The sequence below is a fragment of the Pedobacter frigiditerrae genome, from assembly GCF_004331645.1.
GTDB lineage: Bacteria > Bacteroidota > Bacteroidia > Sphingobacteriales > Sphingobacteriaceae > Pedobacter > Pedobacter frigiditerrae.
In genome coordinates, this window is the sequence record NZ_SJSK01000001.1 from 1,640,931 (window position 1) to 1,652,988 (window position 12,058).

Sequence of the window (12,058 nt, forward strand, 5' to 3'; positions counted from 1 at the left end):
GGGATTTAGTGGTAAAAGATTGAAGTGATAGCGGGACTTCCTTTAAATTGCCTCTAGCCCTGCTTTTCAAAATTCTAATAATAAGGTCTTGATAAATATACCAAATCTATGAATCCTTAATTGAATAGGGTTAGCTGTTTTAATACTTATAACTATAACCCACAATCGTCCTAGTTTTTAATGACGACGTTCGAATTAAGCTATTGTATTGCTTTAATAATGTAGTGAGTAAAATTAATGTCCTGTCGCCATACTTAATTTATTTCAGCATAAATTCCTCATTTTTTTTCTGCTTTGGCTAATTCTCTCCAAGTGTAGCTTTTATGGACAATTTTCCATAAGCCTTCATACTTGAGTATTAAAAAGTAGTCTGTAAATATTCTAAAACCTGGAATTGCGATTTCAACTTTTGCCATTGCAGCATCTTTTTCAATATCAATTGAAATAATACGACCTACTCTATTGGTTTGTTCATTAACTTTTATGTTGGCAATATATTGTTTGCCAGAACGTGTCCATAAAGTGTCATTTGACACCGTGTATAAGTTGAAGTCTGGATGAAAAGCTTTACGTAACCTTTCTGGCTGCCCATTTGATGTGCCTTCAATATAGTCGAGAAGTATTTCGGTAACTTGGGCTAAATCGCTTTTTATAGATACTTTGCTCGTGTCTTTATAATTGACGTTCAGCATTTTAATTTTTTCATTATTTCCTTTTGACGAAGAAAAGGAGACTTGGTTAATTATATTTTTTTTCTGTGCATTGCTGTTTTCTAAGCGTAGGCTTATAAAAACAAGTAATAAGAATAATATATTATTCATATAGTTATAAATGATTAGGTTTCAATTTGAAAGAGAGGAATATCATATCATGACGCGAAGTTCTATGGTAGAAACATCTGGTAGAAAAAAGAGCTTAAGGTTTTATTTTTTCAAAAAATAAATTTTTAATTCTATCGGAATTTATATAAAACCCTATAATCTTTTTTTGTTTGTTACGAGCAATCCGAATACTGCCAATATTCCTAGCACTACTTAAGAATAGGTCTGTTTGAATAGGAGTGAAACCAATTAAGGATTGATTTTTATTGCTTGTAAATAAGCCTTTTTCATTTTGATGCAACGTATAAGTTGTTTTCAATGCATCGCTATAGAAGGTGCCTGTAGATTCATTCAATGAAGTAGTGGTATATGTTTTGGGGTTGTAGACTTCGTATACATACTCATCGCTCTCACCAGAAGTGTAAATCATTTTCATAGTGCCACCTTCCTTACGAAATTTTACCATGATTACACCATCTCCATCAACCACCATTTGGAAAATATTTTCTGATAGTGGTACAAGTGAACTTATGTTATTGCCGCCTAAAGGTTGGTAGCGTAAAGTATCATTTTCTACATACAGCCTAAGCGCTGCTACGCGTTCATTGTCCCAATAATGACCACTGTATGCTTCTAATTGTTGACGTGTTAGTTTTAAGGTTTTAAGCTTACCGAAATCAATATTTTCTGGTTCTGGAAATATATCCCCAAGCACTTCAGTTGCCATACCCATAGCAAGAATACCATTGTATCTGTTGTTGTTGCCAAGTACAAATGACGTTACGTTTTGCTTTGGAAAAATGAAAATATTACTTGCATAACCTCCTTCTAAACCATAAGTCCATAGCTTAATAATGCCTCGTTTTGCATGCTGATATTGTTGCCCATATAGTAATTTTCCAGCGGTAGGATTATAGGTGGTTTTACCATCGTTTAAAGTAACGGCTGAAGTCAGTTTTTCAATTAATTTTTTGCTGCCTGCTTTTGGGTTTTCAAAATTGAGATACCAACGACTGAGATCTGCTACCGAAGTGTAAAGATTGGTAGTCCCTGTAATAGAATAGTTAATAGGATTATGCTTTAATCCATCTTTACCAACTTGGTAAGAAACTGCTAAATGGGGTATAATAGTTTCATTATCGTCTAAAAAAAAAGTGTTATTCATGCCAAGGGGAAGAAAAATATGTTGCTGAGAAAAAGCTGCCAAAGTTTGTCCAGTAACTTGTTTGATTACTTCACTCAATAAAATGAGCCCTGATGAAGTAGGAGAAAATTTTGTTCCTGGTACGTGACCCAATTTCTTTTGTTGAAAAATTAGATTCAGCGCATCTTGCTGTGTGAAGAAATCTTTGTCACGCCAACCTGCAATTTCTTTTAGGGCTGAAAAATCGGCCAAACCACTCGATTGGCTTAATAGATGCTTAATGGTGATGGTGTGTCCATAATCTGGTAACTTTGGAATATATTTACGAACATCATCTGCTAAAGAGAGCTTTCCCTGTTCTTCTAGTAGTAAAACTGCGAAGGCTGTAAATTGCCTCGACATCATACCAATCTGAAATTTGGTATCTATGGTAACGGGTAATTGATGGTTTACATTTGCACTTCCAAATCCTTTTAGAGAGACAACTTTACCGTCCTTTATTAACCCTGCTGCCACACCTGGTTTATGCGAAGCATTATCCCATTCAGAAAAAACTTTATCTAAGTTCTTGATTGTTTCTTTCTTTATTTGAGGCGTGTTGGCTTCGATAAGTGCGATAATTTGATGAGCCATTTTTGATGCAGAACTAGGATCTTGTCCAGTTACAAATCTGCCATCAACTACAGTAAAACTATCCCACCCTTCATTAGAATGTACAAAATTACCATCGTTGGTTTTTATAGCCTCGTCTATTGCAAATGGAAATGTTTTGTAATATTCTGCTTCCTTGTTTTCAAACTTGTTCGGAAACCCAGTTATCTTTTTACCACTATACAACGAATTTCCAGAATTATCTTTCAGATATGCTAAACCTGCCGTGCCGTGACAAATTGCCGCAACCACTCCATTCTTGTTGTATATTTCTCTTGCAATGTTTTGAATAGTTTGGTCTTCTGCTACACCAAACATAGCTGCCCCGCCACCGGTGTAAAAAATTGCGCTATAATCATCTGTATTGATAGTTGATGGCTTTAAGGTATACTTTAACTTGTCCATGAAAAATGGATCATAAAGGTGTTTTTTTTGAATACTATCAGATGAATTGATGTAACCAATTGGAATAGCGCCACCCTTTGGGCTAACAAAGTCAACTGAAAGCCCTGCTTTAATAAATAGATGATAAGGAATTACAATCTCCTCAAAATGGTTAGCAGCAGCAATTTTACTGTTGCCATAAAACTCCTGATTGGAAGTTACAAACAAGATTTTCTTTTGCGCAAAAGCAGCAGCAAACGATGAGCTGAGTAAAATGCTCACGATCATAATACGATAAAATTTAGATGTTGTTCTATACATAAATACTTTTTTTATGCAAATGTATAGAGACACCTATGCCACTGAGGGCTTAGTTTGCAAAATGGGAGTATGATATTATAGATTTGAACCTATTTGTAATGTAATTTCTGGTATTCTGCAGGAGTTAGCCCTGTTGTTTTTTTAAAAGCAGAAAAAAAAGTTGATTTGGAGCTAAAGCCACTATCGTAACCCAAGCTTTCGATGGTATAATTTTTTTCGGTCTCCAGCATTTTTTTTGCTTTTTCAACTCTATATTCTGTAACAAGGTTGGAGAAAGATTTACCTAATATTTCATTTACATATTGAGATAATAAATGTTTGGTTACCTTCAGTTCTTTTGCGGCCTCTTCAAGAGTGAAATTTGGATTAAGAAAGAGTTCTTTTTGAATGATGATGGGTAGTTTTTGTCCAATGATTTCTAAGGTGTTTTGATCAATTTCTTTATTTTTATATTTTTCTTTTTCTTGAAAAAAACTTGTCTGATCACTATTCCTAAAAATTAAAAGCAGCACAATTACATATAAAATAAATGTAAATGACAGCGAGCCGACGATGTATGAGGTGTAATTTGATGTGGTATAAGCCAACCAAATCAAGATCACACCTACATAGATGCTCAATACCCATATATCTATTTTTCGCAAACTTTCTTTGTCTTTAATTTTTTGAACAATCCGTTTTAAGCTTTTTACAGATAAAATAATGTAAACAAACCATTGCGCATATATGGCTTTTACAATCCAATTGCTCCAAACTGCACGATTTTCAACGTATGGATATAAAAAACCTAAAATGGATATTATTGCCACATAAGGTATCACATGAATAATCCAATTGGATTTCTTATATGCTGTGTAAGATTTAAGGTATAAATAAAGAAACGGACCAATTAGTATACAGGCAGATAACCCAATTTGTATAAAAATATTTGCTAGTTGCGGGTTAAAATAGAAAAATACCGATTTGATAATTCTGATGCTTAAAACCAGCAATAGCAAGGATAAAAAGTAGTTTGTAAAAACTTTCCTTTTAGCGTGTATAGCAAAATATAAGGAAAGCAATAGGCCATTAAAAGCACCTAAGGCACTAAAAAAGAAAAGAAACTGATCTGATCCTGTCATTGTATATGCATTAATTATAGCTTTTCATTGTATGCTGCCTAGCTTAAAAAATATTTTTGAAGGTAGTTATTTTTCACAAAACTACTATTGCATATAATATTATTTGGTTAAGATGGCTTTGTAAGGTTTACTGCAAAAGTTGCGTTAATACGAGTCCTAATAGATATTCTAGCAAACCATGCAACCCCAAATAATTGCACAACCTTATTTTCTCTAAACCCGATAAAACGAAAATCCTTTTGTCATCCTTGAGGTGTACCGATTTTATATCGGTAGCATAGTCGAAGGACAAAAAGATTGAAGTGATAGCGGGACTTTCCTTTAAAAGTGCTTCTATCCCTGCTTTTCAAAATCTTAATATATAGCCTTTCGAGATTGCATTCTCTTGTAAAGAATCCTAACTTTAAATATTGTCTATCTTAAATTATAACAACTAATGGAGGCGAAAGAAATCTTAAAAAATCACGTTGGCAAAATAATACAGCTAACGGATGAACAGTTTGATTATTTTTTTTCCCATTTTAAAATACAGAGTTTTAAAAAAGGGCAAGCTATCATTAGCGATGGAGATACAGTAGACTGCGAATACTTTGTGGTTTCAGGTTGTTTAAAATCTTTCTTCATCAACGATGATTTGAAGATGTACATCCTGCAGTTTGCCATGCCTACGTGGTGGGCATCCGATTTCAATGCACTCTATAATCATACAAAAGCTACTATCAATTTAGATTGTATCACTGACGCAGAAGTGCTCTGTTTGTCTAATGGCGATAGAGAAAAGTTATGCAAAGAACTTCATCCAGTAGAACATTTTTTTAGGTGGAGAACGAATAGGGGATATGTGGCAACCCAAAAAAGGTTATTATCATTAATGAATAATAATGTAAAATATAGATATGAGGAACTCCTAAAAATGTATCCAGAACTCTATAACATTGTGCCAAAAAATCTCATAGCAGCTTATCTAGGTGTTTCAAGGGAAACGCTTAGCCGATTATATGCTCCCGAAAAGTGATGTATATCACATAAATCATCCACTTCTCCAAATGTGATGTAGGTCACGCCCCCACCTGAAAAATCCTGCCGTACTTTGTGTTGTAATTAAACATAAAGAAAATGAAAAATCAAAAATTTGAAGTGCTAAATGCACAAAGCAAAATTCACTGGGTAGGTAAAAAAGTAACAGGTGCACATGATGGTACGATCGAAATCAAAGAAGGAGAACTTATTTTAAACGATGGTCAATTGAGTGGTGGTAAATTCATAATTGACACTACATCAATCATCATACTTGACGTAATCGATCCTACAACTAATGCACAATTTGCAGGTCACCTTGCATCTGACGATTTCTTCTCTAGTCAAAAATTTCCAGAAGCTACGCTAGAAATCAACTCTGTTTTAGGTAAACATATCGAGGGTAACCTAACTATAAAAGGTATTACACATGCTATTGGTTTTGATGCAGAAATTAACACCAATGGAGATTTGTTAACAGCGACAGGTAAGCTAATCATCGACCGTACTAAATATGAAATGAGGTTTCGCTCAGGTAATTTTTTTATGGATTTGGGTGATACTTTAATCTACAATGACTTTGAACTAAATGTAAGTTTAACCGCTAAAGAGGTAAGTGAAACCATTTTAGCCTAAAAATTATAGCCATGCCATATATAAAAATAGAAGTAACTCGTGAAGGAGTTACAAGGGAGCAAAAACAAGCTTTAATTAAAGGTGTAACAGATTTAATGACAACTGTTTTAAATAAAGATCCACAATTAACTTCTGTTGTAATTCAAGAGATTGACTTAGATGATTGGGGACATGCCGGAGAACAGGTATCTGTATTGAGAGAAAAAGGTATTACAGCAGAAAAAAAATAAGGCGATGAAAAAGCAAACTATAATTGTTACCGGTGCCTCATCTGGTATAGGTAAAGAAATAGCTCATGATTTTTTAACCAAGGGTGATAATGTAGTCATCAATTCATCAAGTGCTGAGAAATTGAAAGACGTTTATCAAGAATTAGGGGGCGGAGAAAACTTAGCGATGGTTGCTGGCGATGTAAGCAAGAAAAAAACTGGGGAGCAACTTTTAGCTACTGCCATTGCAAAATTCGGCTCAGTAGATGTATTAGTGAATAATGCTGGTATTTTCGAGACGAAACCATTTTTAGAAGTAGATGAAGCTTACCTAGACAAATTTTTAGGCACAAACTTGAAAGGTACATTTTTTACTACCCAAGCTATAATTCCTCAAATGATTAAACAAAAAGGTGGAGTAATCATAAATATCGGTACGCCATTGGTTAACCATGCGCTAGGAGGTGCAAATATTACTGCGCAAATGGCTTCTAAAGGAGGAGTTCACGCGCTAACTTTACAGTTAGCAGCAGAATTTGGTAAAAACAATATCAGGGTTAATACCATTGCACCTGGCACAATCCGTACACCAATGCACGGAGATAGGGTAGATGAAAGTGCAGGGCTACACCTGTTAAACCGTGTGGGAGAAGTGCAAGATATTGCAGAAATGGTTTATACTGTAGCCAAAAGTAATTTTATTAGTGGTGCTACCATTAATGTAGATGGAGGTATGGGAGCCGGACATCACTTAAATTAATATGAAAACGCTTTTATTAACTGCTATTCTATTTTGGGCAATGCTGTTATCAAAAGCACAAAATTCAAAGAAAATGGAAAATAATCAGCAAGATTTAATAGCAATAACAGAGGTGCTAGAAAAATATTACTTCAAAGGAATTTACGAGGGTGATGTAAACAAATTAAAACAGGCCTTATATCCCGGCACTTTATTATTTGGTGATGTAAAGGGGGAGCCTTATGCAAAAACACTCGATCAGTACCTCTATGGAGTACAACAACGTCAAAGTCCAAAAGATTCTGGCAAATTATTTAAAGGAAGAATTATATCAATTAACATAGTTAATTCTATTGCCATAGCGAGGGTTCAGGTTAAAATGTATGATTTTAATTACACTGACTTGCTATCTTTTCATAAATTGGATAATCGTTGGTTCATTGTAAATAAGATGTTTACAGATATTGCCAACTAAATTTTAAAATCATGTGGTATCAAACAAAAGCATCCAAAATACTAGGTATTCAATATCCTATTTTGCAAGGTCCATTCGGTGGTAATCTCTCTTCGGTTGAACTAGTGTCAATTGTATCTAATGCAGGTGGGCTAGGTGGCTACGGAGCATATACATTAAGTCCAGAAGAGATTATTCAAGTTGACGAGCAAATTAAGGCGTCAACAAATAAACCTTATAACTTCAATTTGTGGGCATCAGATACAGACGCTGTAGATGGCACAGTATCAGATGAAGAATTTAAGAATGCAGAAAGATTATTCAAACCTTATTTTGATGAATTGGGAATCGCATTGCCAGAAAAACCAGCGCCATTTAAATCCCGATTTGAAAATCAGGTAGAGGTGATCCTTCATCAAAAACCTCCAGTGTTTAGCTTTATGTTTGGTGTGCCATCAGCAGATATTCTTGAACAATGTCATAGATTGGGTATAATTACAATTGGAGCTGCAACCACACTGGATGAGGCAATTACATTAGAATCTGCAGGTGTTGATTTGATAATTGCTTCAGGTTTTGAGGCAGGAGGGCATCGCCCCTCTTTTCTTACATCGGCAGAATCATCTACTACCGGAACTTTTGTATTGCTACAACTGATTAAAGAAAAGGTAAAAACTCCAATTATAGCTGCCGGCGGTATTGCAAATGGTAAAGGGGGTTGCTGCGGCGCTAGTACTTGGTGCTGATGCCGCCCAGATTGGTACGGCTTTCTTGGCTACCGATGAATCTAATGCTACTGCTAAGCATAAACAAATGCTGTTTTCTGATGAGGCAAGGTACACAACTTTATCAAGAGCTTTTACAGGAAGGCTAGGTAGAGGAATTACTAGCCGAGTTGCTAAGGACCTAATTCATCAAGAGAAAGATTTTTTACCCTTTCCATTACAAACACAATATATGTCGCATTTAAGAAAAGCCGCTTTTGAACAAGAAAAATGGGATATGATTTTATTCTGGGGTGGACAAATTGCGCCATTACTAAAACACAAAAAAGCTGGCGATTTAATGAACTCTATAATCGAAGAAACAACTACTTACTTTAAGCAACTGAAAGCATAATATTGAAGCTAACTACAGCTTCTTGATCTGCAATAAGAAAAGTTTGTCAAAGAATTTTTAAAACGATATAAAGCTTGTTAAGCTTTTGTACAAGATTGTAAATATTGAGATAACAATTGCATTTCACTATCAATTACTTTGTTGCAAACAGAAAGTGATAGCTGTTTTTCCAGAAAAGAAGCTGTCAAATAAAGTGCGCAATTTGAACGTATTATAAGTTTAAACAAATAAATAGTGATTGGGTCTCTCTAGCAATTAAAACACTCGATTTCCTTTGTTCTCTTTTGTATCTGCTTCGCAAAAGAGTGTTAAAAGGTTAACCTTTGCGACGGACTTTGGTCGGGGTTAGTTCGGACTTTGTTCGGACTTATGACAATTGAATCCGACCAAACTGCGTCTCAAGTCCGAATGAACTTAGTCTTAATAGTTAAGCTGGTATTAACCTTTTATGATGCCTTCCATAATCATGTAGATTTAGCTTTTAATTGTTGTTACATCTTTTTAGTTGTAAACTGGATTTGCACCACATTATTTTGGTTAAACCACTAGTAACGAAAGTGCCTTTTTCGTTTAGTGTAGCCGAAGAACAAGATTGAAGTAAATAGCCCCATGGGGGTTCCTTTGGTCCGGGATTATCCCTCTAAAAAGAGCTTTAAATCTGCTTTTTTCAAATCTTCCAATTAAACTTAACAGGAAATTAACATATACCGTTTTGGTTTTTGGTATATAAAAGCCTATATTTGCATATTAATCATCATAATTATGAGTCAAGAGATATTAGAAGTTTCGGTAATGGTTGATGAGCAATTTGATATGAAGTTTAACTGGCTGGAAGGTACTTTTGGATTAATCCTTAAAATTTTTGGCAAATAAACCAATAACTAATTGTTCAATACTAACGAGTTGCCAAAGCCCGAAAGGAAGTCTATGCTCTATTATTTAGTAGCAATTTATTTTTACTCATAGTCTAATATCTCACTTCTCCATACTCACATCTCTTTTTACTATCTTTGCACCAATGAGTAGAAACAGAAAAAATGCTGAGCCAATCCGTATTTCGGGATTAAGCATTATTGATATTGCAGAAGAAGGAAAAGGTGTAGGCAAAGCCGATGAGTTAGTGATTTTCGTTGACAAAGCCGTTCCTGGTGATGTGGTGGATATACGTGTAGTAAAAAAGAAAAAGAATTTTGCAGAAGCAATCATTGAAAATGTACAGACAAAATCAGAATATCGTGTAGATCCATTCTGTAGTCATTTTGGTACTTGCGGCGGTTGTAAATGGCAACATATGGATTATGATGCGCAATTGCGTTTCAAACAAAAGAATGTTGAAGCAGCCTTACAACGTTTGGCAAAAATTGATACCTCTGCAATGGAGCCAATTTTAGGTTCGGCAACAAATAGATATTACAGAAATAAATTAGAATATACTTTTTCAAATAAACGTTGGTTAAATTCAACGGATATGGAGTTTGAGGCTGAAGGAAGAGAAATGAATGCCTTGGGTTTTCACGTTCCCTTACGTTTTGATAAAATTCTAGACATAGAGCATTGTTATTTACAAGCCGAACCAAGCAATAGCTTGCGATTAAGAGTTCGTGAATATGCCTTAAAAAACGATATTAGTTTTTATGATTTACGTAATCACGAAGGTGCATTAAGAAACTTAATCATCAGAACATCTTCAACAGGAGAAGTCATGGTGGTGGTTGTTTTCGCTTATGCAGAGCAAGAACAAATTAATGGGTTAATGGAACATTTAAAAGTTTCATTCCCAGAAATTACAGCCTTGCTTTACATCGAAAATCAAAAGAAAAATGATACTATTTTTGATCAAGAGGTTATTACTTATGCAGGCAGAGGTCATATTTTTGAGCAAATGCAGGTTGATAACGGCCTGGTAAAGTTTAAAATTGGTGCTAAATCATTCTATCAAACTAATTCAGATCAAGCTTACGAATTATATAAGATAACCAAAGAGTTTGCAGATTTTAAAGGTGACGAATTGGTTTACGATTTATATACAGGTGCAGGTACCATTGCGAATTTCGTGGCAGGAAACGTTAAACAGGTTGTGGGTATAGAATATGTGCCAACGGCGATTGAAGATGCAAAGTTTAATTCTGAACTAAACGGAATTAATAATACCATTTTTTACGCTGGTGACATGAAAGATATTTTAACAGGTCATTTTATTGCAGAACACGGTAAACCTGATGTGGTAATTACAGACCCGCCGAGAGCTGGAATGCATACTGATGTGGTAGAACGTTTATTGGAAATGGAAGCTGAAAAAATAGTTTATGTAAGTTGCAATGCAGCCACGCAAGCGAGAGATTTAGCTTTATTGAAAGAAAAATACGATGCAGTGCGTATTAAACCTGTTGATATGTTTCCACACACACAGCATGTAGAAAATGTAGTTTTATTAAAACTAAGGCCATGAACAAAATCTGGATCTATTTCTTAGCTTTCGCTGTATTAGCTGCTTGCAAAGGCAAGGTTAAAACAGAAGAAAAAACTGATGTGCAGATTGATTCTCCAAAAGTGAAAATCGACGTAGATACAACAAAGCAAGAGATAGATACGGTATTAATAGCCGCAACAGACACCGCATTTGTGGTTAAGGATAAATTGATTAAAGACGACATTGGCGATAAACGCAAGGAATACATCATTAACGTTTTCTTTAGTAATGCCAAGTTTCCAAAACTGACTTACAAAAATGCTATCGGAGCAGATTTAGCTTGGGCGGGAGATTTAAATGGTGATGGAGTTCAGGAATTGTTGTTGAGACCAGATTGGTTTAGCAGTTGTTGGGCCAGCATAAATCTATTTTCCCTAAAAGGAAATAAATGGAAATTGATAAAAAAAGGAAGTATGTATTTCTGTTCAGATGAATATCCATTGCCAAAAAGAGTGGTTAAAACTGAAACAGGTTTTGGTTTATTAACGGATAGTTTGGCAGAAGATAAATTTATTACCCTTAAAAGAGAGATTAAGTTTTAAGAATATGGAGAGTGAAGAGTTATTGGGCAATTTAAGCTCAGATGAAAATGGTGCACCAAAAAAGGAAAAGAAAAGTCCACTGGTTAGTTTGGAGAAAGATTTAACATTCTATGCTGATTCGATAAAAGAAGTAGCTGTAGAAATAATGATGGAAGGAATTTCATTAAATCCGATTTTCATTGCACACCAACACGAAGTAAGCATCGGCGAAATTATTTTAAACAGGTCCGATTTAAATACCGATTGGACTATCCAGGCTTCAACATTAGAAGAGTTTATACAAAAGGGAATTATTCATCCTGATAAGAAAGAACAGTTTTTAAAGACTTACAAAAAACCAGAAAATTACATGTGCGTTTTTGTGATTGTGCCAGAAGGAGCAAACTTTATTTACTATCCTTATCCTAAGGAGAAGTAAGAATTAGTTAAT

General features: G+C 34.8%; 14 protein-coding genes. 11 read left to right on the forward strand and 3 right to left on the reverse strand.

The window, feature by feature from the left end; genetic code table 11:
• Positions 1–278: 278 nt before the first annotated feature.
• The 3 genes from EZ428_RS07005 to EZ428_RS07015 all read right to left on the reverse strand — a co-directional run bounded on the left by EZ428_RS07005 (position 279) and on the right by EZ428_RS07015 (position 4,442).
• Positions 279–821 (reverse strand): nuclear transport factor 2 family protein, encoded by a 543-nt coding sequence (locus EZ428_RS07005; RefSeq protein ID WP_205945624.1) that lies wholly within the window; start codon positions 819–821, stop codon positions 279–281.
• A 94-nt stretch (positions 822–915) separates the two neighbouring features.
• A complete protein-coding gene (locus EZ428_RS07010) occupies positions 916–3,321 on the reverse strand; it encodes a serine hydrolase (protein WP_131552374.1) in 2,406 nt (801 codons plus the stop codon).
• A gap of 89 nt (positions 3,322–3,410) precedes the next feature.
• Complete coding sequence (locus EZ428_RS07015) at positions 3,411–4,442, reverse strand: helix-turn-helix domain-containing protein (protein WP_131552375.1); 1,032 nt, start codon at positions 4,440–4,442, stop codon at positions 3,411–3,413.
• A gap of 436 nt (positions 4,443–4,878) precedes the next feature.
• On the opposite strand from EZ428_RS07015, the gene EZ428_RS07020 reads away from it, so the two are divergent.
• The 11 genes from EZ428_RS07020 to EZ428_RS07065 all read left to right on the forward strand — a co-directional run bounded on the left by EZ428_RS07020 (position 4,879) and on the right by EZ428_RS07065 (position 12,046).
• Positions 4,879–5,457, forward strand: a complete 579-nt coding sequence (locus tag EZ428_RS07020; protein WP_131552376.1) for a Crp/Fnr family transcriptional regulator — start codon at positions 4,879–4,881, stop codon at positions 5,455–5,457.
• A gap of 101 nt (positions 5,458–5,558) precedes the next feature.
• Positions 5,559–6,095, forward strand: coding sequence for a YceI family protein (locus EZ428_RS07025; protein ID WP_131552377.1), 537 nt, complete (start codon positions 5,559–5,561; stop codon positions 6,093–6,095).
• 11 nt (positions 6,096–6,106) lie between these two features.
• Positions 6,107–6,325: a tautomerase family protein gene (locus tag EZ428_RS07030; protein ID WP_131552378.1), complete on the forward strand. Its 219-nt coding sequence runs from the start codon at positions 6,107–6,109 to the stop codon at positions 6,323–6,325.
• 4 nt (positions 6,326–6,329) lie between these two features.
• Positions 6,330–7,064 (forward strand): SDR family NAD(P)-dependent oxidoreductase, encoded by a 735-nt coding sequence (locus EZ428_RS07035; protein WP_131552379.1) that lies wholly within the window; start codon positions 6,330–6,332, stop codon positions 7,062–7,064.
• 1 nt (position 7,065) lies between these two features.
• Positions 7,066–7,518 (forward strand): nuclear transport factor 2 family protein, encoded by a 453-nt coding sequence (locus tag EZ428_RS07040; RefSeq protein WP_131552380.1) that lies wholly within the window; start codon positions 7,066–7,068, stop codon positions 7,516–7,518.
• An 11-nt stretch (positions 7,519–7,529) separates the two neighbouring features.
• On the forward strand, positions 7,530–8,243 hold the full coding sequence (locus EZ428_RS07045) for an NAD(P)H-dependent flavin oxidoreductase (RefSeq protein ID WP_262711776.1): 714 nt from the start codon (positions 7,530–7,532) through the stop codon (positions 8,241–8,243).
• The gene (locus tag EZ428_RS24280) at positions 8,203–8,616 is read left to right on the forward strand and encodes an NAD(P)H-dependent flavin oxidoreductase (protein WP_262711777.1); all 414 of its coding nucleotides are present in this window, start codon (positions 8,203–8,205) and stop codon (positions 8,614–8,616) included. The genes EZ428_RS07045 and EZ428_RS24280 overlap by 41 nt, the downstream gene beginning before the upstream one ends.
• Before the next feature lie 762 nt (positions 8,617–9,378).
• Positions 9,379–9,489 carry a phenylalanyl-tRNA synthetase subunit alpha gene (locus tag EZ428_RS07050; protein ID WP_131552381.1) on the forward strand — a complete coding sequence of 37 codons (111 nt, stop codon included), beginning with the start codon at positions 9,379–9,381 and terminating at the stop codon, positions 9,487–9,489.
• Between the two features lie 145 nt (positions 9,490–9,634).
• Positions 9,635–11,065, forward strand: coding sequence for a 23S rRNA (uracil(1939)-C(5))-methyltransferase RlmD (gene rlmD, locus EZ428_RS07055; RefSeq protein ID WP_131552382.1), 1,431 nt, complete (start codon positions 9,635–9,637; stop codon positions 11,063–11,065).
• Positions 11,062–11,628, forward strand: a complete 567-nt coding sequence (locus EZ428_RS07060) for a hypothetical protein (RefSeq protein WP_131552383.1) — start codon at positions 11,062–11,064, stop codon at positions 11,626–11,628. Before rlmD ends, EZ428_RS07060 begins: the two co-directional genes overlap by 4 nt.
• 4 nt (positions 11,629–11,632) lie before the next feature.
• Complete coding sequence (locus EZ428_RS07065; RefSeq protein ID WP_131552384.1) at positions 11,633–12,046, forward strand: hypothetical protein; 414 nt, start codon at positions 11,633–11,635, stop codon at positions 12,044–12,046.
• Positions 12,047–12,058: the final 12 nt, after the last annotated feature.